This is a genomic window from Methylobacillus methanolivorans (genome assembly GCF_054588515.1).
This window is the reverse complement of the sequence record NZ_BAAILT010000002.1, coordinates 659,985-681,390: the sequence shown is the minus strand read 5'-3', so window position 1 is coordinate 681,390 and position 21,406 is coordinate 659,985. Positions and strand designations below refer to the sequence as shown.

Sequence of the window (21,406 nt, the reverse complement as noted above, 5' to 3'; positions counted from 1 at the left end):
GTCACTACTCTCCCGGCAGGACAAAACCATAGCGGCTGAACACTTGTCTAGCTGCTGGTTGCTGGAGAAAATCATAGAATGCCTTGGCATTGCTACCTGAGTTCTTGAGCAACACCATGCGTTGGCGCTGGGGGCTGTGCCAGCTTTCGGGGATTTCTGCATATTTCACGCTATTCATTAATTGCGGTGACTTCACCAAGGATAGTGCCACGATGCCACCATCGGTGGAGCCACTGGTCGCAAACTGGGCAGCCTGGGCGACATTCTCACCCAATACCAACTTGGGCTGGATTTGCTCCCAGATGCCTGCATGCTTGAGCACCTCAACGGCACGACGCCCATAGGGCGCATGCTCTGGGTTGGCGATAGCAAAGCGTTGCAGTTTGCCAGCCTTCAATGCCGCCTGCAAACCTTTCAGCTCTGGGTCAACTTCCAATGCAGCTTGCTTGGGTACCACGATCACCAGATGGCCAGTAGCGTACAATACGCCCTCATCCTTGGTAAAACCGCCAGCGTTGAGTTTGGTGACGTAATCTTCATCCGCAGAGAGAAACAATTCAAAAGGAGCACCGTTGCTGATTTGAGTTGTAATCGCGCCAGATGATCCATAGGTGACTGAAGGCTTCTCTCCACCCTGCTTCTCGAAAGCCTGGGTGAGTTCTTCGAGGACGAACTTGAGGTCAGCTGCGGCAGCAACACGCGCTGGCTCTGCATATGCCAACGTACTGAATATTAAACTCAAAGATAACGCTAGGCGTAAGACAATATGATGCATGGAATCAGCTTTCTGCGGGAATGATGGTGGTTAGAAAAACACTTCATTATTTCTTTTGAAATATAACGAAATATTATAATAAACCCAGCCAAAAAAGAACATGTCTATACAACCCCATTCTCAGGCCATGCTGGAGTGGCATGAAGGCCAACCTTATTCTGCACATTTCGGGGACGTATATTTCTCGCGCGAAAGTGGGCTGGAGGAGACGCGGCACGTATTCCTTCACCACAACCAGCTAGCCGAGCGCTGGCAGAGTTTGTCACATAAGACGTTCACCATTGTGGAAACAGGCTTTGGCACTGGTCTCAACTTTCTTTGTGCCTGGCAGCTTTGGGAGCAAACAGCACCAGCAGATGCGAGATTGCATTTCGTCAGCATTGAGAAATTTCCGCTCAACCATGCCGACCTCGCTCGCGCGTTGGATTTATGGCCTGAGCTAAGGCAGTACAGTCAGGCCCTGCTGACGCAATATCATCAAATCGTGCCCGGTTGGCAACGATTGGTATTTTGCCAGGGACGCGTTCAACTGACGCTGCTGGTTGGTGATGTACTTGAGCTGCTGCCGCGGTTGAGTAGTCGAGCTGATGCGTGGTTTCTTGACGGGTTTGCGCCATCGCGCAACCCCGATATGTGGCAGGACGGGCTATTTACCCAGATGGCAATGTTTTCACACCAGCACACTACATTTGCCACCTTCACCAGTGCGGGTGTCGTCAAGCGTGGCTTGCAAGCTGCGGGCTTTGAGGTAAACAAGGTGGCTGGCCATGGCCGCAAGCGTGAAATGCTGTGCGGCACTTTCGCCCGCCATGAGCGCCCTGCCATCCAGGCTGGGCGTGCAATTGTAATAGGCGGTGGCATTGCAGGTACTGCCACTAGCTATGCGCTCGCGGAACGAGGCTGGCGGGTCAACCTGATCGAACAAGAGTCAGCCTTGGCCCAACATGCCTCAGGCAACCCAGTCGGCGTGCTCTACCCCAAGCTTGCACGTAATGATGTGCCATTGAGCCGCTTATCCCTGACAGGCTATCTGCATAGCTTACAGCTATTACAGCGGCTTGCACTGGATCAAGCATCGCATATGAGATGCGGCATGTTGCAGCTTGCGTTTGATGAACAAGAGTTTGAGCGTTGCCAGCGGCTTGTTGCGCAAGGATTTTCCGCTGAGTTGTTATATTGGATGGAAAAAGATGAGGCAAGCGAAATGGCAGGCGTTCCACTGTCGCACGGAGCGCTGTTTTTCCCTGAGGCAGGCTGGGTTAAGCCACAAGCCTATTGTGCCGCGCTGGCCCAGCATTCCAATATCACGCAGACCCTCTCAACCCACGCTACCGAGCTCAGGCAATGTGGCAATAGTTGGCAAGTCTGGGCAGGCGGGCAGTTACTCGATGAAGCAGATATCGTCGTCATTGCCAATGCGGGCCAAGCCGCCAATTTCGCGCAGACGCGTCACTTACTCCTGGAGCAGGTGCGTGGTCAAATTAGCCAACTCAAGCAGATAACGGGCATGCCCGCCCTTCGCACGCTGCTATGCACCGATGGCTACATCAGCCCCCCGGTTGACGGAAGTTACTGCCTGGGTGCCACTTTTGTGCCGGGAGATACCACCACCACAGTGCGCGCCGAAGAGCACCAGCAAAACCTGGAAATGCTGCACCGTATGGCCCCTGCGCTACATGCAGCCTTAATGCCGCAAATGCCTACAGGGCGTGCCGCCATCCGATGCACTAGTCCAGATTATCTTCCACTGGTTGGCCCGGTACTGGACGCCGAAATCTTGGAGAGCAAGCCACCTCGCTATACCGCCGACCCTGCTTCAAATCTGCCATGGTTGCCAGGTCTTTACGTCAATACCGGCCATGGTTCCAAGGGGCTGACTACCGCGCCTATTGCTGCGGAAATGCTGGCTTGCGCCATTCATCAGGAGCCTGCACCCGTTGATAGTGAGCTACTTGCGGCCCTGGACCCCAACCGCTTTTTGCTCCGCAAGCTAGGCTTGAAGCGGATGGTGCGTGGGCTGGCCTGCTATCCCCTACGGTGATGGTTGCTAATATGGTTTAATGCAGAGCATGAATCCAGACCAGCTATTCCACTCCGCACTTGATGCACACCGCCAGGGGCAACTCAAGCAGGCAGAACATCTTTATCAACAGTTAATGGCCTTGGCTCCGCGGCATGCCTATGGCTTGCATTATTACGGCGTACTCTGCTACCAATCTGGCCGGTCGCAGGAGGCTATTCAACTAATAAGCCAGGCAATTCGTGCCAATCCCGGCGATGCCGATCAGCATAACAACCTGGGCCTAGCTTTGCGTGCCAGTGGTCAGCTGAATGCCGCGATTGACCAATTCCGCCAAGGGCTTGCACTGGCAAGCGATGATGCAGATTTATGGCAAAACCTTGCTGGCGCACAGCTCGCATTAGGCCAGCTTGGCGCTGCTAAAACCAGCTATCTTGAAGCCAGACAGCGTTCACCGCAGGATAGCGACATCCATGCTGGCTTATGCACTGCATTACAAGCCTTGGGTAATCAGGCACATCAGCTTGGAAATTTTACCGAAGCCGAGCATCATTTTCGTGAGCTTGTGGCACTACAGCCTGGCAATGCGGCCTGGCACTACAACTTGGGTAATGCGCTGCGCGAACAAGGTCAGGCCGCGCAGGCTGCAGAAAGCTATCGTCGCGCCCTGGCGATCAGCCCGCATGACGCCGATACGCATAACAACCTCGGCAATGTGCTCCGTGAATTGCAGCAATTACCTGAAGCCATTGCCTGCTATGAAAAAGCCCTGGCAATCAACCCCAAGCTATATCACGCCAGGGTTCACCTCGTGCATCAGCGCCAGCATCTTTGCGATTGGCAAGGCCTTGATGTGGAGATCGCCGAAATACGTCGCTGGGTTAAAGAAGTGCCCGCCGCACAGGTTTCCCCGTTTGCCTTCCTGGCAATGCCAGGCACCACGCCTGCGGAGCAACTTAAATGCGCACAAAACTGGACAAATAGTCGCCACGGCAAGCTGTTATCCACCCGGCCCCTGGCCAGGAAAAAATTAGCTCGCCAAGGCAAACTGCATATCGGTTACTTATCCTGCGACTTTCGCTTGCATCCATTGGCTTCGTTAGTGACCGAAATGCTGGAACTGCATGATCGTGATAACTTCAACATCAGCGCTTACTCTTATGGCATAGACGACAAAACGCCTGCTCGGTTGCGGTTGCAAAAGGCCGTGGATCATTTTATTGATATTCGCCCATTATCATTACAAGCAGCAGCAGAAAGAATCCAGGCTGATCAGGTAGACATTCTGGTTGATCTCACCGGCTATACCCAGGCTAGCCGTAGCGGCATCCTGGCATTCCGTCCGGCGCCGATACAAGCCTCCTGGCTGGGCTTTCCTGGCAGCATGGGCGCGCCTTTTGTTGATTACCTGATTAGTGATGCCGTCATCTCACCGGAGTCTGATCAAGCATATTATTCGGAACAACTGGCGTTGTTGCCGCATGCCTATCAGCCTAATGATCGCAAGCGTGCTGTGGCTGATCTTCCTAGCCGGGAATCTTGCGGCTTGCCAGAGGGGGCGTTTGTCTACTGCTGTTTTAACCAGGGCTTCAAGATCACGCCTGAGGTATTCGCATGCTGGATGAGATTACTGCAAGCCACGCCTGACAGTGTGCTCTGGTTACTGGAAAGCCATGCCAGTGCCAGTCAACACTTGCGACTCGCTGCAGAACGCTACGGCATAGATGCGACGCGCCTCATTTTTGCTCCCCGCGTACCCATGGAACAGCACCTCGCCCGGCATGCCCACGCTGACTTGTTTCTTGATACCAGCCCTTACAATGCACATACCACTGCCAGCGATGCGCTCTGGATGGGGCTGCCATTGATTACATACCGTGGCAATACTTTTGCTAGCCGAGTGGCAGCCAGTTTGCTACAAGCGGCTGGGCTGGCTGAGCTCGTCACAACAGATCTTGCTGCCTATGAGGCCCTGGCTTTGAAACTGGCTCATCATCCCCAGCAATTACAGGCATATCGCGAGCACCTACTCAGCCAACGCGAAACAAGTACATTGTTTGATACCACGCGCTTTACCCGCGACCTGGAGGCTTTGTATCTCAGGCTGTCGCAGTCAACGCCAAGGTAAGCTCTGACTCCTCGCTAGGCAGGTTGCTCAACATGGCCATGGCGGCGATGTTGATGTCTGCCACCAAAATGCTGCTCAAGGCACCGTTGGTATCAAGCAATGGCAATGACACTGTCAGGCAAAAGTCCTCGGTTGCCGTAGAAAGGTAAATGCTCGAAATATAGGGGTTCTTTGAATCGCGTACGGCGCTGTAATAGGTTTGCAGGCTACGGTCAGCCCCTGCCCCGCCAGCCTTGATCTTGCCGTACATATTAGGGTTGATCCAGTTGGCAAAACGCTGGGTGCCATCGGGGTTGAGCTCGAACACGACTTCAAAGAATGGGTAATCCGAGAAACAGCTATCCAGGCAGTGTGCATCGGCATTGCGCGGTAAAGTTTGTAATGTCTTGAGTGCATTCAGCGCCCTGGCTTGCCAGTTACTGTATTCATCAGTACGCGGAATGATCAGCCGTGGCGGAGTAGACTCAACCACGATAATGCTGCCGATATTGGATTTGCCAATTTTCTTGAGCGTAGCGGCTCTTTCCGCTGCGGCCACACTATTCGAAATGCGTCCCTGGCTACCATTGACTACGGCAATGGATACGCTGGCGACTGGGTGATCCTTGCCATCTTCGGTGGTAAAAAAGCCACGCTCCAGATCGCTACTATCATAGAGATGTACCGCCAAGGCCTGAAAATGGCTTACAACCTTCAACAGCAAGTTGACCAGGCCGGGATCCTCATGATCAAGAATCAAGACAAAATCATCACCGCCAATATGACCAACCAATACACCGGTACGATTGTGGAATTCCTGCCTCACAATTTCTGACAGCAGGCGAATCATGGCATCGCCACGGATAAAGCCATAGCGATCGTTATAGGCCTTGAAGTGATCAAGGTCGATATACACCAATTGCGTGGTGGGGTTGTTACGCAAACTCACATCGAGTGACTGACGCAATGTCGGCCCTGTGGTCAGGTGACTCAAGGGGTGCAGGTTGCCAGAGCTGGTTTTGCGACTGATGATTTGTGACATGATTTCCAGTGGATGGACAATGCCGATATACACGCCATCGTCGCTGACCATGATCCATGGCTCAATCTCCCCTCGTTCCAGGTAAAGCCCCCTTGCCAAGGTAGAAGAAGGCATGCGAGATGTGATCATGCGTGGCAAGGGATCACAGTAATTGCCCAGTGCATCGTTGCGATGCGTGAATACCTTGCCTCGCTTCAATAAGCCGATAGGGCGCAAGCTGTCCAGCACCACTGCGCAAGCAATATCGGGATTCTCGATAAAGGTTTTCCTTGCATGATCGATAGGCGTATTCACCTCGATAGTAAGGCCACGACTAACGAACTCATTAATGCGGAACTCATCAGGAATAGGTGAGCGATGCGATTCATCCCGAGCCGGCAGCGCTGTCACATTTTGCACTGGTACTGCCTCGGGTTTGGCGAAATAATACCCTTGCGCATAGACCAGCCCTAAATCCTGGCAATAGGTAATATCCTCTACCCGCTCCAGCCCTTCTGCCACGATTGTGCAGCCCAGGCGCTGGGCCATGGAGATAATGGCTTCTAGCAGCACAGTGCGCACACGACTACCTTGCGCCTCATGGACGATCGTCCTGTCTATCTTAATGAAATCGGCCTTGACGACAGCGAGCGTACTCAGGCCATTGAACCCGGACCCCATGTCATCCAGCGCAATGCGTAAGCCTTGGGTGCGTATCATGTCGCAGTGTTTGGCGAGTACATCCGGCGAGACCTCTTCGCTCTCTACAATCTCAATCACGACGTCGCGATGCTCCATGCCATGGCGATCAAGTGCATCCAGCATCACCGACAGCCAATCGCCACGCATAATGGTTTGCGGCAACACATTGATGAACAAGGGAGTGCCATGAGGAATTGCCTTGGCCTTGCCTGCCAAAGCCAGGTTCTGGCAGGCAATATCAAGTTCAACGGCGCGGTTCACCTGCCTGGCAAGACGAAACGCATCTTCACCATTCAGCATCTTGCCATCAGGGTCACGTAAGCGGCACAAGGCCTCGTAACCAAAAATCTTGCCGTTCTGGGTGAAGTCGACAATAGGCTGGAAATGCATTTCTACATGCCGGCTCAAGTCTTCCAGCAGCCATGGATGGCGCATGCGAGCATAAAAAGTATTGAATGGCATGATAGCTGCCATCACTTCCTCAATGTCTAGCTTGCCCTCTTCGCCATACCAGACATAAGCCTCGTCCAGCACCTGCTCCGAATGTTCCGCAGATAGCTTGTCGAGGATTTGCAACAACTCTTGGTCATCCTGGCATGCAAAGGCCATGACACAAGGCTGTGCCGCCCCTTGAGTGGCCAGCATTTGTGGAGCAGATTGCAAGGGGTGACTCAGGAGTTTGATATAGAGCTGCATGGGCCTGTTCATACGAAAAATGGGAAATCTTGAGCAAGACAATGCAATCCTTATGCCAGCCAAATAACGATATTGGGCTTAAAGCCCCTTTTTTGAGTTTCTGCTCTGTTATTGAAGGGAAAATATCGCTAACACTAGGCTCTCAGCCTAAATGCAAGAGCACCTAGCCAAGCCCCTAAGAAAGTTGTGCCTTGCTTTGGTGCGCATGCTGATGTTGAGTGCGATGCGTGCACCAGCATGGCGCTGGCTCCTTGTGATAAAGTAGCCTCCAATAAAAATCAGGAAAGCAACAATGGCGGCTATCGATATCACCCCCATACTCAAATTCATGGTCGAGAAAAATGGTTCCGACCTGTTCTTCAGTACCGGCACTGCCATTCATATCGATATCGAAGGTCAAACGGTCCCCATTAACACCCAGGTGATGTCCCCAGGCATGGTGCGTGAGATTGCCTATGCCCTGATGTCGCCAGCCCAGCAAAACGAATTTGAACAAACATTGGAAATGAACTTCGCCCTTAGCCTGCATGGTATTGGGCGTTTTCGCATCAATGTCTTCCGCCAGCGTGGTGAAGTTGCCATGGTGGTGCGCTATATCAAGCACATCATCCCCAGCCTGCAAAGCCTGGGCTTACCTGCTGTGCTGAACGAACTCATCATGCGCCAGCGTGGATTGGTGCTAGTCGTGGGGGCTACAGGCTCGGGGAAATCAACTACCCTCGCCTCCATGATAGACCACCGTAATACCACCCGTGATGGGCATATCCTCACCCTGGAAGACCCGATTGAGTTTATTCACGACCACAAGAAATCTGTTGTCGACCAACGTGAAATAGGTATTGATACCTTGAGCTTCGAGAATGGCCTCAAGAACGCCATGCGCCAGGCACCTGATGTCATCCTTATTGGCGAAATCCGCGACATGGAGACCATGAAGCACGCGATTGCCTATTCCGAGACAGGGCACCTTTGCCTGGCAACATTGCATGCCAATAATGCCAACCAGGCACTGGAGCGTATCCTCTCCTTCTTCCCGCCGGATGGTAAGCAAAGTATCCAGCTTTCACTTTCGCTCAACCTCGCAGCCATCATTTCGCAGCGCCTAGTGCCCGGCATCAAGACCAAGCGCGTCGTTGCCACTGAAGTCCTGATCAATACGCCTTATATTTCCGAGCTTATCCTCAAATCCAAGCTCGAAGAAATCAAGGAGGTGATGGCCAATAACCAGGATATCGGTATGCAAACCTTCGACCAATCGCTGTTCGAGCTATTCAGCCAAGGTAATATCACTGAGGACAATGCCTTGGCAAGCGCTGACTCCCGCAACGATTTGTCATTGAAAATCCGCTTTGGTCACCAAGGCGCCACCGGAGGCTTTAGCTCTTAACTGCCTTCTGCTTATTACTGTCACGCAGCGACAGCGTTTATAATGTGTACCATGAATCCAGATCTCTACAAACTCCAGCCCTACCCTTTCCAGCGCTTGCGTGATTTATTTGCCGGCACTACCCCTAATCCGGATTATTCACCGATCAACTTGTCAATTGGCGAGCCCAAACATGCCACCCCAACGCTGATTTCATCAGCACTTGCGGACAACCTGGCCGGATTGGCGACTTACCCAACAACCCTGGGCGTTGCCAAGCTGCGCGAAACCATCGCTACGTGGATTGCCAAGCGCTACCAGATCCCGGCACTGAATGCGGAAACCGAGATCATTCCTGTCAATGGTAGTCGTGAAGCCCTGTTTGCGTTTGCGCAAACCGTGATTGACAGCAGCTTGCCGCAACCGGTGGTGATCAGCCCCAATCCTTTTTACCAAATATATGAAGGGGCTGCCTTGCTGGCAGGTGCTGAACCGTATTTCCTTAACACCCTGCCCGGCAATGATTTCGGCATGGCATTTGAGTCTGTGCCCGAGAGTGTATTGCAACGCACACAGTTGGTTTATGTCTGCTCCCCGGGCAACCCATCGGGCAAGGTATTAAGCCTTGAACAGTGGAAAGAGATTTTCACGCTGTCTGATCGTTATGGCTTCGTGATCGCTGCTGATGAGTGCTATTCGGAAATTTATTTTGACGAGGCTACCCCCCCACTGGGTGCCTTGCAGGCTGCACATCAGCTTGGTCGAGATTACAGTCGCCTGGTTGTCTTCAGCTCGCTTTCCAAGCGCTCTAATGTACCTGGCATGCGTTCAGGCTTTGTTGCTGGTGACGCCAAGATACTTGAGAAATTCCTGCTGTACCGTACTTACCATGGTTGTGCGATGAACCCTGCCGTGCAGGCCGCCAGCGCTGCGGCTTGGCAAGACGAAGTGCATGTGGTGGAAAATCGTCGCCTTTACGCAGAAAAATTCGCAGTAGTCACGCCTATGCTGCAAGACGTGCTGGAAGTCGAATTACCAGATGCAGCGTTTTATCTCTGGGCCTATACCGGGCAATCTGATACTGAGTTTGCCTTGAAGCTATATCGCGACTACAACGTCACTGTGCTGCCGGGTAGCTTCCTCGCGCGCGAGGCTCACGGCGTTAACCCGGGGCAAGGCTTTATACGCATCGCATTGGTGGCATCACTGGCAGAATGTGTTGAAGCTGCAGAGCGCATCCGTCAACTAGCCAAGAGTCAAGGCTAGTTAGAAGCATCCAGGAAATCTTTGATCACTTGATACGCTTGGGCATAGAGGCTCTCGCTCAGGCAGTCCAGTGCCAGGGTATCATCCATTCCCCGCAGCCATGTGAGCTGGCGCTTGGCGAGCTGGCGAGTGGCTGCAACGCCCTGCGCTTGCCAGTCGGCCTCATCAATATCTCCCGCAATGTATGCCAGTGTTTGCCTATACCCAACGCAGCGCATGGAGGTCATATCTGGATGCAGGCCAGGGTATTTCTGCAGTAAAGCTTGCACCTCCTCTAGCAAACCTCCTTGCATCATGATGCTAAAGCGCTCTGCGATACGTGCATGCAGCACCGCACGGTCAGATGGCTGCAAAGCGATTTTAAGTAACCGATAAGGCAGGGTTTCAGCGGCCTGCTGTTGGTGCAGCGCCGTCATGGTCTGCCCTGTCAGTTGATACACTTCAAGCGCACGCTGTATCCGTTGTGAATCAGTCGGCTGCAAACGTGCGGCCGTGTCAGGGTCTATGGTGGCAAGCTTTGCATGCATGCCGGGCCAGCCTATCTCGGCTGCCTCTAGGTCTAGTGCGGCACGTACGCTAGCGTCTGCCTCCGGCAAACCGCTCAAGCCCTGCTCCAGCGCACGGAAATACAACATGGTGCCGCCGACCAGCAATGGTACTTTGCCACGCGCAGTAATCTCCGCCATCAAGCGCAAGGCATCAGTACGGAACTGGGCTGCGGAATAGACTTGGGTTGGGTCGATCACATCAATCAGGTGATGAGGTGCTTGCTGCAATATCCCGGCCTCTGGCTTGGCTGTACCAATGTCCATGTCCTGGTAGACCAGCGCCGAATCGACACTGATGATTTCCAACGGCAAGGTCTGTACCAACTCAACAGCCAGTCCCGTTTTGCCACTAGCGGTTGGCCCCATGAGGAAAATAGCGGGAGGATGTGCAACAGGCATCAGTTAACCAACTCCCTTATTTGCCGCGCATGAACATTTTATCCAGCTCGCCCATGGTCATTTGGAACCAAGTTGGGCGGCCATGATTGCACTGCCCAGAACGCTCGGTCGCCTCCATGTCGCGTAGCAAGGCATTCATCTCCGGGATGGTGAGAATACGGTTGGCCCGCACAGCGGCATGGCAAGCCATGGTGCCCAGCAGTTCATTGCGCCGCTCGGTAAAGGCCCTGCTGGCGCCATATTGGCGTAAGTCTGCTAATACGTCTCTCGCCAGCGCGACAGCATCGGCATCCTTGAGCATCACGGGAATGGAGCGCACGGCAAGCGTGGTTGGGGATAGCACAGCAATATCAAAACCAAGCTGGGTCAAGCCATTATCTGGCAGGGCTTGCTGTTCCTGTACGGTTGCCACTTCCAGTCGGTCAGCATGGAAGCTCACGGGCAGCAATAATGGCTGCATCGCCACCCTGCTGGCATCCAGTGCATTTTTAAGTTTTTCGTACATGATGCGCTCATGAGCGGCATGCATATCAACAACAATCAGCCCAAGCTTATTTTGCGACAGGATATAAACACCATGAATCTGCGCCACGGCAAAGCCCAAAGGGAAATCCTCTCCTTGGGCTACGCCCTGTGCTGCCTGCAGGACTTGAGCAGCATTATCTGGTATTCCAGTATCCCGGCTGGCTTGCTCTCCATTATTGGTATTTTGAGGTTGCAGACTACCAAATAGCGTTTGATAGAACTGGCTCGAGGCCTCATTGGCCCGCAGGTCAATATTATTCTGGAAGCGCGGATAATTGATTTCAGGCACTGGCGCTGCCTGCTGAAGCGTCGCCGCAACATCTGGCGTTAATGAGCTTGGCAAGCCAACAGGCGCTGCCAATGATTTATGAAGTGCATGGAAGATGAAGCGATGCACAGCCTGTCCATCGCGGAATCTCACCTCGGTCTTGCTGGGATGCACATTGACATCAACCAGGGCCGGATCAAGCTCCAGGAACAATACAAATGCAGGGTGGCGATCATGATGCAAGACATCCTGATATGCCTGGCGGATGGCGTGACTGATCAATTTATCACGTACAAAGCGCCCATTAACGTATACATATTGCGTATCACGTGCATGACGCGAAAATGTGGGTTTTGCCGCCATCCCCCACACCCTGAGACCGGCTGCCGATTCATCCAGGTAAAACGCCTCAGCAGCAAAATCCTTGCCGAGAATATCCTCAAACCGCTTTTCTGCACTGCCTGTAGCAAGGCGCATGATTGCCCGGCCATTGTGCTGTAATAACAGGCTCACATCGGGGCGGGATAGTGCTACCCGGCGAAAAGCTTCTTCGCAATGACCAAATTCGGTATTTTCAGTCTTGAGGAATTTACGCCGCGCGGGCGTATTGAAATAGAGATCTTGAATATCGACGATAGTGCCAACATCCAGGGCAGCAGGCTCGATATCGGTTAAAAAAGAGCCTTCGGAGGCAACCCGCCAAGCATGCTTTTCATCGGCATGATAGCTAGTAATCTGGGTGCGGGAGATAGCCGCGATACTCGCCAGGGCTTCACCACGAAAACCAAGACTAGCAACGCATTCCAGATCTTCCAGGCTGGCGATCTTGCTGGTGGCATGGCGCGTCAATGCAAGATTGAGCTCGTCGCGCACGATGCCACTGCCGTTATCACTAACCTTGATTTGCTTGATGCCGCCAGATTGCAAGGCCACGGCAATGTCGGTACTCCCTGCATCAAGGCTGTTTTCCAGGATTTCTTTCAGTGCAGATGCAGGTCGCTCGACTACCTCACCCGCGGCAATCTGGCTGATAAGTTGGTCTGGTAATAGCTTGATGGATGGCATACTGGGAAGGCAGGGTCACTGACGATCAAGCCGCCTATTCTACCTTCAGCATGCCATATAGGCGAATCTAGCGTCGGTCTACAGTCCGTCAATGAAGCGTAGGTCGTATTTCTTCACATCAACATCTGAGAGTACTTCACTCTCCAGGCCCACTTTTTGTGCCAGTAGATCTACAGGCACAAACTCGGGTGGACGCACCAGCAAGTCATCCGCTACTTGGTGCAATGCCTCGACAGCCTTGCCCTGCAAATGTGCATCACGGCCAAGCTTGCTGCCAAATGTATCGAAAATGACATAGATATTTTCTGCTGCCTTGAAGGCGTACCACGTCTTGGTCTCGTCTTCCTCTTTCACTGTCGGCAGGGTTTGTTTTAGAAAAATTTCAAGCTCCTGGCGCTTTTCAGGCCTGGCTTCCAACTTGATGTACAGCGCATATTTACTCATTGCATCGTTCCTTGATTACCGCATTCACGTACTTTTGGTACGCACCTTTTATGCCAGCATAGGTTGGCTGGCTAGGAATGGCCACGCAGTTCCACCGTTTGTAGATACTCGGGAACTGTTACCTTCCATTTCTTTTCTTCCTCTATCCTGTGTCTGAGTGCATCCGCTGCTACAGGTTCACCATGCACGATGAATGTTTGCTTAGGTGCTTGGGGGCATTGCTCTAGCCAGTGCATGATTTCCTGATAGTCCGCATGCGCAGATAAATTATCGATGGAAGCAATCTCTGCGCGCATAGGAACATATTCACCATGAATTTTCACGCTTTCCGCGCCGTCCAATAATGCTGCACCTCGTGTGCCGGCCGCCTGGAAGCCAGCAAACAACACGGTGTTGCGCGGATCTGGGCCCAGTGCCTTGAGGTGATGCACCACGCGACCACCGGACACCATGCCGCTGGCAGCCAGGATGATGGCAGGTTGGCGCAATTCGTTCAAGGACATGGACTCCTCGATGGAGCTCACCACCTTGGCAGTTTTGGCCAGCTCGCGGCACTGCGCTGCAGTGAGTTTGTGCTGGGCCGGATGGCTGAGGAAAATCAGCGTGGCATCGACTGCCATCGGGCTGTTCAGGTAAACCGGCAGATCGGGAATTGTCCCTTCCTGCTTGAGCTTGTGCAGGTAATACAGCACCTCTTGTGCGCGCCCCACGGCAAAGACCGGTATCAATACAATGCCGCCGCGCTTCGCTGTGCGGTTGATGACCTCGGCCAGCTGCCTTTCAGGCGCGGCTTTCTCGTGCAGGCGGTTGCCGTAGGTGGATTCCACCACCAGGTAATCGGCGGCCTCCGGCGGCGTGGGCGCGTAGAGCAAGGGGTCTTGCATGCGGCCAAGATCACCCGAGAACAGGATAGATGTTTGTTCATCCCTCAACAGCACTGTACATGCACCAAGAATATGACCAGCAAGTTGTAGCTTGATATGGATGCCGTCCAGAATTGTGGCTTCTTGCCCCAATGGCACAGCTACCAGGTGCTCCAGTGCAGCCTCGGCATCTTCCTTGGTATAAAGCGGCAACGCGGGCTTGTGTTTGGAAAAACCACGCTTGTTGGCATAGCGTGCTTCTTCTTCCTGTAGGTGGGCCGAGTCACGCAGCAACAGCTGGCATAGCGCCAAGGTGACTTCGCTGCAATAGACCTTGCCGCGGAAGCCTTGTTTCACCAACAGCGGCAGGTAGCCGGTGTGGTCGATGTGGGCATGAGTTAATACAACAGCATCTATCGAGGCTGGATCAACAGGCAGTCTTTCCCAGTTTTTCAGGCGTAATACCTTCAAGCCTTGGAACAAGCCGCAATCAATTAAAATCCGACGATTGCCACTGGTCACAAGATGCTTGGAGCCAGTCACGGTGCCAGCAGCGCCCAGGAAGGTGATGTTCATGCTTATCTCTCTACCATTCTGGTATTAGCCAAGGGTGGATTTGCTGCAAGATACTTCTTGATGCCCGACAAAATGGAATTCACCAGTTTATCCTGATGTGCGCCGTCGTTGAGCCTGCGCTCCTCTTCCGGGTTGGTGATGAACGCGGTTTCAACCAGGATAGAAGGAATATCGGGAGATTTCAGCACAGCAAAGCCAGCCTGCTCAACATGGCGCTTGTGCAAGGTGTTAATGGTGCCCATATGATCAAGCACCAATTTACCAAGTTTAAGGCTATCGTTAATCGTGGCGGTTTGCGATAAATCGAGCAATGTACGGGCTAGGTTGGGGTCTTTCACACCCAAGCTGACCCCACCGATGAGGTCTGATTCATTTTCACGCTGCGCGAGCAGCCGTGCCATGGCACTAGTCGCCCCGGTTTCAGACAGGGCAAATACCGATGACCCCCTTGCTTGCGCGCTCAATGCTGCATCGGCATGAATGGAAACAAACAAGTCAGCCTGCATTTTTCGGGCCTTGACCACGCGACCATGCAGGGGAATGAAATAATCGCCATCGCGGGTCAATACCCCTCGCAAATTAGGTTCCGCATCAATAGCAGCCTTTAATTTCTGTGCAATCGCCAGGGTGACATTTTTTTCGTAAGAGCCCTTGGCTCCCTTGGCCCCAGGATCTTCGCCACCATGCCCGGCATCAATCGCGATGGTGATCATGCGAGCACTGGGCTTTTTATTACTGGGAGGTGCCACAATTACCGATGGCTTGTTTGCCGCAGGAGACTCAGGCACCACATCTGGGGAAACATTCGCAATCGCTGGCGACTCGGGGGCGACCTGCAATGCCGGCAAAGGTGCCTGGGCATTGTCTGGTTTGTCGCGTTGCTCCAGCATTGCCATCAATGGGTCTTGTGCCGGATAAATATCCAGTACCAATCTATCGCGATACTCACCGGCAGGTGGCAAAGTAAATACCTGTGGCTTGATTTCAGCCTTGAGATCAACCACGATGCGTACCGTGCCCGGCTTAAAGTTGCCAACACGTACCTGACGAATGTACGGGTCATTAGGGTTGATCTTCTCACCCAAGCTCTTGAGTACGGCCCCCAGCTCAACATTTTCCAGATCCAGTACCAAGCGCTCAGGATCTTTCAGCATCACCATATTGTGATTGAGAGGCTTGCTGGTTTCCAGCGTGATTCGGGTATAGTCTTCGGCGGGCCATACTCGTGCTGCAGCGACCTGCACAATGTCGGCAGCATTAGCAGGCAAAAGGCCTAGAACCAGCGTCCAGGCCAGCAACATACAGCTTAGGCAATAAGATTGAGTTTTGTAAGACATTGCTTTCCTGAATCAGTATTGGCACTTGCTATGACCCGCCTGCCTTCACCTTCAGGCTGGAGGCGGATATCGATGTCAGGCGCAGGCAAAAGCTCTTGCGCCTTTTCCGGCCATTCGACCAGGCATAGGGACTCTGGATTGAAATAATCTCTGAATCCGGCAGCGTCCCATTCTTCCGGATCAACAAATCTGTATAAATCAAAGTGATATAAGTTTAATCTAGAAATGGTGTAAGGTTCAACCAGTGTGTAGGTCGGGCTTTTGACCTTTCCTGCATGCCCAAGTGCTCGCAACAGGCCACGCACCAGGGTTGTTTTGCCTGCGCCCAAGTCGCCATGCAGGTAGATATTGGTTCCCGGCGTCAACACTTCGGCAAGCTTGCCACCAAATGCCAGCGTAGCTGCCTCATCGGCCAAGGCCAGTGTAAAATTCTCGTTCATATGCCTCAAACTTTAAACAACTTGGAAACTCTCGCAGCGGATATCAAGCGCTGGGGGCTGGAGCTGGGCTTCGGCCAGGTCGGTATCACCGATACAGACCTCTCGGCTGCCGAACCACGCCACCAGGAATGGATTGCGCAAGGTTTTCATGGTGCCATGGATTATATGGCAAAACATGGCGAGAAACGCACACGCCCTGCGGAATTGGTGCCCGGCACCATTCGCATCATTTCTGCTCGCATGGATTACATGGCGCCTGCAGCGCGTGATAGTGAAGAGGTGATGCAGCAATCTGATCTTGCGTTTATTTCGCGCTATGCCTTGGGGCGCGACTATCACAAGGTGTTGCGCAACCGCCTGCAACAACTAAGCGACAAAATCGCGCAACAAGTTGGCGAATTCGGTTATCGCGTATTTACCGACAGCGCTCCCGTGCTTGAGGTTGAGCTGGCGCAGAAAGCGGGCCTGGGCTGGCGCGGCAAACACACATTATTACTATCAAGGAACGCAGGCTCCTGGTTTTTCCTTGGCGAAATCTATACTGACTTGCCACTGCCTGTAGATGAGCCCACCTCGGGACATTGCGGCAAATGCACGGCCTGTATTGATGTTTGCCCGACACAAGCGATTATCGAGCCGTATAAAGTAGATGCCAGGCGTTGTATCTCTTATCTCACGATCGAGCTCAAGGAGAGTATTCCCGAATCATTGAGACCACTGATTGGCAACCGTGTCTATGGTTGTGATGATTGTCAACTGGCTTGCCCGTGGAATCGTTTTGCGCAACTGACGCAACAAGCTGATTTCCAGGTACGCCACGGCCTGGATAACATTAGCCTGGTCGAGTTGTTTCAGTGGGACGAAAAGACCTTTATGGAAAAAATGGCAGGCAGTGCCATCTACCGTATCGGTTATGCACAATGGTTGCGCAATATCGCGGTGGGGCTGGGTAATGCAGCCACCTCTCCCGAGGTGATCCAGGCTTTGGAATGCCGGCGCAATGATCCTTCTGAACTGGTTCGTGAACACGTGATATGGGCATTGAATCAACATGCAAAACAACGATGAAAATTATTTATTCAACCGTATTAAAAAAATCTGGCCCGATTGTATAATCGCCGCTCCAAATTTGAATAAAGATCGGCACATGTTCACGCCATCCGTGTTTCGCCGTTTGAGCCTAGCGCTGTTTGCAGCCCTGGGCCTTTTTATTGCCTTTACCTTCTTCCAGTATGGCATTAGCAACGATGAGGAAGTACAGCATATCTATGGCCGCTTGCTGCTGGATTTTTATAGCTCTGGCTTCACAGATCACTCTGCATTCGAATACCGCAACCTCTTCCTTTACGGTGGCCTGTTCGACCTGATTGCTGCGCTGCTTGAGCGCATATTGCCTATCTGGGTCTGGGATATGCGTCACCTGCTATCCGCCTTGTTCGGGTTGGCTGGGATTATCGCTTCCTACAAGATTGCACGGCGCCTGAGGGGGGAGCGTGCAGGGTTCTTCACGGTTTTATTGCTTGCCATCACTGGTGCCTGGTCTGGCGCCATGTTCACACACACCAAGGATGTCCCTTTTGCTACGTGTATGGCCTGGGCTTTGTATTACACGATGCTGATCATGGAAAAGCTGCCGCACCCACCGCTCAAGCTGACAATCAAGCTGGGCGTTGCGGTAGGTTGTGCGCTGGGATTACGTATTGGTGGTGCTTTTGCCGTCATCTACTTATTCTTGTTACTGGGCCTCGCAGGGCTTATCCAGGTAAAAGGCTGGCAAGCGCGCCTGCGCTATTGGCTGAATAGCGTCATTCACCTGATTCCGGCAGGTATTGTTGCTTTTATCCTGATGGCTATTTTCTGGCCATGGGGTGTGATGTCACCTGAGAATCCGCTGCTGGCAGCCAAGTCTTTCTCACACTTTGCATTCAGTATGCTCACCATCATGGATGGCCGGGTCATGCCCATCGGCGATGTGCCTCGCTATTACTTACCTGCCTACCTCCTCGTTCGCTTGCCGGAAATCTTCCTGCTGGGATTGCTCGGCCTGGTCTTGATTGCCGCGACTCGCTTGCACAAGCTATCTACTCACCAGGATAAGTTCTTGCCTTGGCTGGCGCTGATCATTGCTGCCGTGTTCCCGATCGCCTTCAACGTAATTGATAAGCCTGCTTTATACAATGGCATCCGTCACTTCACTTTTGTTGTACCGCCGATTGCTGTATTGGCAGGCCTGGGGCTTTCCTTGAGCTGGGATGCATTGCATAGTTTCCCCCGCCTGCGCAAAGGGCTCACCGTAGGTTGTGCCGCATTATGCCTTTTGACGCTTGCCACGCTTTGGCGCTTACATCCTTACGAATATATCTACTACAACAATCTTGCCGGCTCCATGGCCGAGGCTGAGGAGGAATGGGAAGGCGATTATTGGTCCAGCAGCCTGCGTGAGGCCGCAGACATCTTGGAGGAGGAAATCTCCAGCAAGCCTAGACGCGATGCTAATGGTGAGATTGTGCCGTACTTGGTGGCTGTGTGTGCCGAGAACATTCAAGGGACAGCATACCTTGACAACCGTTTCACCGTGACCAAGAACTGGGAAGCAGCCGACTTTTACCTTTCCACCACCAATATGGGCTGTGATGATGTCATGAAAGGCACGACAATTGGTGAAGTGGAGCGCATGGGAGTAGTGCTGGCAGTGGTTAAAGACCGGCGCCAATTGCTGGCTCACCAGCGTAAACCGCGCATCCCGGGTAGCGCCCATTAAACTCAAAAATGCCGTTCAGACGCGAGGGCGTATTGATGACAACAGATCGTAGCCAATCCAACCCACATATCAGCGTAATCATTCCTGCTTACAACGAAGCAGCTGCGATTACATCAACCGTGGAAAACATTGCCAACCAGCTTGCCACGTTGAGTCCGCATTGGGATATCGTCGTCATTGACGACGGTAGCCGTGACCAAACCGCCGACATTATCAAGGTGCTGCCTGCTTATTTGCGTACGACACTGATTCGTTTTTCACGCAATTTTGGCAAGGAGTACGCGATTAGCGCAGGGCTGGAATATGCCAGTGGCGATATCGTGATCTGCATGGATGCAGATGGCCAGCACTCCTCTGCCTTGATCAACGACATGCTGGACAAGTGGCGCGAGGGATATGACATGGTCTACGCCGTGCGCCAGGATCGCAAAGTTGAATCGCACTTCAAGCTATGGGGGTCACGCGTTTTTTACGGCATCATGACCCTAGGAGAGCGTATCAGCATTCCGCGTGATGCCGGTGATTTTCGCCTTATGAACCGCAATGTCGTGGATGCCTTGCGTAAACTACCTGAGCGTAACCGCTTCATGAAGGGCATGTACGCCTGGGTGGGTTACAAATCCATCGGCATTCCCTATACCCCGCTACCTCGCAGCCATGGCGTGAGCACTTTCTCCCGTCTCAAGCTCATGCAGCTGGCCTGGACAGGCATCACTAGTTTTTCCGTCATCCCATTACGCCTGGCTAGCGCCGTAGGTGGCCTGCTGGCATTGCTGGCTTTCGTCTACGGTATCTGGGTGATCCTGGAAAAAATGTTCTTCCATGAGTCCATCCCGGGCTGGCCTACCGTCGTTGCCAGCCTGATGTTCTTTTCCGGCGTACAACTCCTGTTTATTGGTATTCTCGGTGAATATATCGCGCGTATTTATGATGAAGTAAAGGGCCGCCCGACCTATATCGTTGCCGAAGTTGCCCCTCCCCAACCTGAGGAACAGTCACAGGCATGAGTGCGGCCTCACATGCACGCTCGGTATCCTGGTTTACCATCGTCGGAGCCGTGGCCGCCTTAGTCCATTATGTCAGCGCCATTTTTTTTGAAAGTTGCTTGCAAATAAGCCCCGGTAATGCCAACTTCTTTGCGTTCCTGTTAGCTTTTCCGGTGAGCTATATCGGGCATCACACCTTGTCCTTTGCCGGTAGTCGACAACTGCATAGACATGCTCTGCCCCGCTTTCTGCTGGTGGCTTGTATTGGTTTTATTGGCAATCAAGTCCTCTTGCTGAGCTTGTTGCAATTCACGCCATTACCATTCTGGCTTGCTCTAGCAATCGTCATGGTTATCGTGGCAGTATCGACCTATCTACTCAGCCGTTTCTGGGCCTTCAAACAAGGAGTTTAAGGTGGCCATTCCATTGATACTCAGTGCTGATGATTATGCTCAGTCAGTAGACATTGACCATGGCATTCTCAAGCTGATCCGCATGGGCCGCCTCACCGCGACTTCCTGCCTCAGCCTCAGTCCGCATTGGCGTGAGGCTGCAGCTGCGATTAGCCCAGATATCCGCCAACAGGCAGACATAGGCTTGCACCTGGATTTCACCCAATTCTCTTATCCGCTGAGACTCCCACACCCGCAGTTGGTAATCCGCAGCCTGCTCAGACAACTAAATCAGGAGCAAATACAAGCTTCTATCAGATTGCAATTGGATGCTTTTGAGAAAGAAATCGGTAGTCCGCCCGATTATATTGATGGCCATCAGCATGTACACCAGCTCCCGCAAATCCGGGATACCTTGCTGAGCGAACTGCAATCTCGCTATTCAGGCAAGCGACCATGGCTCAGGATTTCACACCCTGCTCATGATGGCATGAAGGGGCTTGTCATCTCGGCATTAGGCAGCCGCACGATGCGCAAGCTGGCATTAAAGCGCAGATTTTCTACCACGCGTACCTTGCTCGGGGTGTATGGCTTCAACAGCAATGCCGAGAGCTACCTTGAACAACTCAATCAATGGCTTGCAGTAGTTGCTAGTGGCAATGCAAAAGGTCAGCCATACGCACTCATGTGCCACCCTGGGCTAGTGAGTGCAGATCAGACAGACCCTATCGGCCAGGCCCGCCCAATTGAATATGAAGTATTAGCAAGTGATGCTTTTAACGAGAGCTTGGCTGCCTTGAATATCATTCCGGTAAAAGGCAGTGAGTTGTTCGCCAAGGCATAACAAAA

Annotated in this window: 17 protein-coding genes; 9 read left to right on the top strand and 8 right to left on the bottom strand. The window is 52.8% G+C overall.

Going from position 1 to position 21,406, the window contains the following annotated elements; genetic code table 11:
- Positions 1–4 precede the first annotated feature (4 nt).
- A complete protein-coding gene (modA, locus tag LG202_RS04360; RefSeq protein WP_230347188.1) occupies positions 5–775 on the bottom strand; it encodes a molybdate ABC transporter substrate-binding protein in 771 nt (256 codons plus the stop codon).
- 100 nt (positions 776–875) lie between these two features.
- Here modA and mnmC point away from each other — a divergent pair, with 100 nt between their 5' ends.
- Both mnmC and LG202_RS04350 read left to right on the top strand, forming a co-directional pair.
- Positions 876–2,816 (top strand): bifunctional tRNA (5-methylaminomethyl-2-thiouridine)(34)-methyltransferase MnmC2/FAD-dependent 5-carboxymethylaminomethyl-2-thiouridine(34) oxidoreductase MnmC1, encoded by a 1,941-nt coding sequence (mnmC, locus tag LG202_RS04355; RefSeq protein WP_230347187.1) that lies wholly within the window; start codon positions 876–878, stop codon positions 2,814–2,816.
- Positions 2,817–2,844: 28 nt separating this feature from the next.
- Positions 2,845–4,923: an O-linked N-acetylglucosamine transferase family protein gene (locus LG202_RS04350; protein ID WP_230347186.1), complete on the top strand. Its 2,079-nt coding sequence runs from the start codon at positions 2,845–2,847 to the stop codon at positions 4,921–4,923.
- Here the strand turns inward: LG202_RS04350 and LG202_RS04345 are convergent.
- A complete protein-coding gene (locus tag LG202_RS04345) occupies positions 4,895–7,321 on the bottom strand; it encodes an EAL domain-containing protein (protein ID WP_459724477.1) in 2,427 nt (808 codons plus the stop codon). The two genes, LG202_RS04350 and LG202_RS04345, sit on opposite strands and share 29 nt — an antisense overlap.
- Positions 7,322–7,613: 292 nt before the next feature.
- Between LG202_RS04345 and LG202_RS04340 the strand changes: the two genes are divergently transcribed.
- Together LG202_RS04340 and dapC are read left to right on the top strand one after the other, a co-directional pair.
- On the top strand, positions 7,614–8,708 hold the full coding sequence (locus tag LG202_RS04340) for a PilT/PilU family type 4a pilus ATPase (RefSeq protein ID WP_230347185.1): 1,095 nt from the start codon (positions 7,614–7,616) through the stop codon (positions 8,706–8,708).
- Positions 8,709–8,759: 51 nt separating this feature from the next.
- Positions 8,760–9,953: a succinyldiaminopimelate transaminase gene (dapC, locus tag LG202_RS04335; RefSeq protein WP_230347184.1), complete on the top strand. Its 1,194-nt coding sequence runs from the start codon at positions 8,760–8,762 to the stop codon at positions 9,951–9,953.
- Here the strand turns inward: dapC and miaA are convergent.
- From miaA to tsaE, 6 genes are all read right to left on the bottom strand, one after another.
- Complete coding sequence (gene miaA, locus LG202_RS04330; protein ID WP_230347183.1) at positions 9,950–10,900, bottom strand: tRNA (adenosine(37)-N6)-dimethylallyltransferase MiaA; 951 nt, start codon at positions 10,898–10,900, stop codon at positions 9,950–9,952. The two genes, dapC and miaA, sit on opposite strands and share 4 nt — an antisense overlap.
- A gap of 16 nt (positions 10,901–10,916) precedes the next feature.
- Positions 10,917–12,758, bottom strand: a complete 1,842-nt coding sequence (gene mutL, locus LG202_RS04325) for a DNA mismatch repair endonuclease MutL (RefSeq protein ID WP_230347182.1) — start codon at positions 12,756–12,758, stop codon at positions 10,917–10,919.
- A gap of 78 nt (positions 12,759–12,836) precedes the next feature.
- A complete protein-coding gene (locus tag LG202_RS04320) occupies positions 12,837–13,202 on the bottom strand; it encodes a putative quinol monooxygenase (RefSeq protein WP_230347181.1) in 366 nt (121 codons plus the stop codon).
- Between the two features lie 71 nt (positions 13,203–13,273).
- Positions 13,274–14,641, bottom strand: a complete 1,368-nt coding sequence (locus LG202_RS04315; protein WP_230347180.1) for an MBL fold metallo-hydrolase RNA specificity domain-containing protein — start codon at positions 14,639–14,641, stop codon at positions 13,274–13,276.
- A gap of 2 nt (positions 14,642–14,643) precedes the next feature.
- Positions 14,644–15,978 carry an N-acetylmuramoyl-L-alanine amidase gene (locus tag LG202_RS04310; protein WP_230347179.1) on the bottom strand — a complete coding sequence of 445 codons (1,335 nt, stop codon included), beginning with the start codon at positions 15,976–15,978 and terminating at the stop codon, positions 14,644–14,646.
- The gene (gene tsaE / locus LG202_RS04305) at positions 15,948–16,418 is read right to left on the bottom strand and encodes a tRNA (adenosine(37)-N6)-threonylcarbamoyltransferase complex ATPase subunit type 1 TsaE (protein ID WP_230347178.1); all 471 of its coding nucleotides are present in this window, start codon (positions 16,416–16,418) and stop codon (positions 15,948–15,950) included. Before tsaE ends, LG202_RS04310 begins: the two co-directional genes overlap by 31 nt.
- Between tsaE and queG the strand changes: the two genes are divergently transcribed.
- The 5 genes from queG to LG202_RS04280 all read left to right on the top strand — a co-directional run bounded on the left by queG (position 16,419) and on the right by LG202_RS04280 (position 21,401).
- Complete coding sequence (gene queG / locus LG202_RS04300; RefSeq protein WP_230347177.1) at positions 16,419–17,486, top strand: tRNA epoxyqueuosine(34) reductase QueG; 1,068 nt, start codon at positions 16,419–16,421, stop codon at positions 17,484–17,486.
- 79 nt (positions 17,487–17,565) lie between these two features.
- Complete coding sequence (locus LG202_RS04295) at positions 17,566–19,179, top strand: ArnT family glycosyltransferase (protein ID WP_230347176.1); 1,614 nt, start codon at positions 17,566–17,568, stop codon at positions 19,177–19,179.
- Positions 19,180–19,214: 35 nt separating this feature from the next.
- The gene (locus LG202_RS04290) at positions 19,215–20,186 is read left to right on the top strand and encodes a glycosyltransferase family 2 protein (protein ID WP_230347175.1); all 972 of its coding nucleotides are present in this window, start codon (positions 19,215–19,217) and stop codon (positions 20,184–20,186) included.
- Positions 20,183–20,578 carry a GtrA family protein gene (locus LG202_RS04285; RefSeq protein ID WP_230347174.1) on the top strand — a complete coding sequence of 132 codons (396 nt, stop codon included), beginning with the start codon at positions 20,183–20,185 and terminating at the stop codon, positions 20,576–20,578. Before LG202_RS04290 ends, LG202_RS04285 begins: the two co-directional genes overlap by 4 nt.
- A gap of 1 nt (position 20,579) precedes the next feature.
- Positions 20,580–21,401, top strand: a complete 822-nt coding sequence (locus tag LG202_RS04280; RefSeq protein ID WP_230347173.1) for a ChbG/HpnK family deacetylase — start codon at positions 20,580–20,582, stop codon at positions 21,399–21,401.
- Positions 21,402–21,406: the final 5 nt, after the last annotated feature.

Excerpts from the sequence above, each read along its gene's own strand:
- modA (WP_230347188.1), bottom strand. The coding sequence starts at position 775 with ATGCATCATATTGTCTTACGCCTAGCGTTATCTTTGAGTTTAATATTC.
- mnmC (WP_230347187.1), top strand. The coding sequence starts at position 876 with ATGTCTATACAACCCCATTCTCAGGCCATGCTGGAGTGGCATGAAGGC.
- LG202_RS04350 (WP_230347186.1), top strand. The coding sequence starts at position 2,845 with ATGAATCCAGACCAGCTATTCCACTCCGCACTTGATGCACACCGCCAG.
- LG202_RS04345 (WP_459724477.1), bottom strand. The coding sequence starts at position 7,321 with ATGCAGCTCTATATCAAACTCCTGAGTCACCCCTTGCAATCTGCTCCA.
- LG202_RS04340 (WP_230347185.1), top strand. The coding sequence starts at position 7,614 with ATGGCGGCTATCGATATCACCCCCATACTCAAATTCATGGTCGAGAAA.
- dapC (WP_230347184.1), top strand. The coding sequence starts at position 8,760 with ATGAATCCAGATCTCTACAAACTCCAGCCCTACCCTTTCCAGCGCTTG.
- miaA (WP_230347183.1), bottom strand. The coding sequence starts at position 10,900 with ATGCCTGTTGCACATCCTCCCGCTATTTTCCTCATGGGGCCAACCGCT.
- mutL (WP_230347182.1), bottom strand. The coding sequence starts at position 12,758 with ATGCCATCCATCAAGCTATTACCAGACCAACTTATCAGCCAGATTGCC.
- LG202_RS04320 (WP_230347181.1), bottom strand. The coding sequence starts at position 13,202 with ATGAGTAAATATGCGCTGTACATCAAGTTGGAAGCCAGGCCTGAAAAG.
- LG202_RS04315 (WP_230347180.1), bottom strand. The coding sequence starts at position 14,641 with ATGAACATCACCTTCCTGGGCGCTGCTGGCACCGTGACTGGCTCCAAG.
- LG202_RS04310 (WP_230347179.1), bottom strand. The coding sequence starts at position 15,978 with ATGTCTTACAAAACTCAATCTTATTGCCTAAGCTGTATGTTGCTGGCC.
- tsaE (WP_230347178.1), bottom strand. The coding sequence starts at position 16,418 with ATGAACGAGAATTTTACACTGGCCTTGGCCGATGAGGCAGCTACGCTG.
- queG (WP_230347177.1), top strand. The coding sequence starts at position 16,419 with ATGCCTCAAACTTTAAACAACTTGGAAACTCTCGCAGCGGATATCAAG.
- LG202_RS04295 (WP_230347176.1), top strand. The coding sequence starts at position 17,566 with ATGTTCACGCCATCCGTGTTTCGCCGTTTGAGCCTAGCGCTGTTTGCA.
- LG202_RS04290 (WP_230347175.1), top strand. The coding sequence starts at position 19,215 with ATGACAACAGATCGTAGCCAATCCAACCCACATATCAGCGTAATCATT.
- LG202_RS04285 (WP_230347174.1), top strand. The coding sequence starts at position 20,183 with ATGAGTGCGGCCTCACATGCACGCTCGGTATCCTGGTTTACCATCGTC.